Origin of the sequence: Pseudomonas sp. 30_B (genome assembly GCF_017491605.1) — a bacterium.
GTDB lineage: Bacteria > Pseudomonadota > Gammaproteobacteria > Pseudomonadales > Pseudomonadaceae > Pseudomonas.
In genome coordinates, this window is record NZ_JAFGYY010000174.1 from 1 (window position 1) to 520 (window position 520).

The window sequence follows — 520 nt, forward strand, 5'->3', positions numbered from 1 at the left end:
CATCCATGTCGATGTCGATGCCTATCTCCCTCGGTTCCTCGCAGGATTGAGTGCCGCCTGTCATGCAACCGGTTACAAGGTGATACTCGAGCCTGTTAAGGAATCGCACCGCCCCGGGGCATTCCTTGATCTCGTGAATAGTGGGCGCATTGACGGATTGGTGGTTTTAAATCCTCGAAAGCTAGACGATGGTCACCTTCATGAGCTCGCTCACAAAGGCTTTCCGCTCGTTGTCTTCGGCTCGAACCTAACCGAGACGAAATCGATGTGCGCCATTGGCATCGACAATCGATCTGCGGCGCAACGGGCAACGGAACATCTACTCCATCTCGGCCATGAGCGGATTGCTCATATCGGATTAGCGTCCGATGACTATCAGGTAGTGCGCGATGGACGGGATGGCTGCCGGGTGGCAATGGAAACACGTGGCCTCGATGTACGTCCTGAATGGATTGCATTTGCCGATTACAGCGCACAAAGCGGAGATGAAGGCATGCGGAAAATGCTCGCCCAGCCTGCC

Annotated in this window: 1 protein-coding gene; it reads left to right on the forward strand. The window is 55.0% G+C overall.

The features are described 5' to 3' along the window. On the forward strand, window positions 1-520 hold a 520-nt coding region (locus J5M67_RS27795; RefSeq protein ID WP_207888594.1), incomplete at both ends, for a LacI family DNA-binding transcriptional regulator.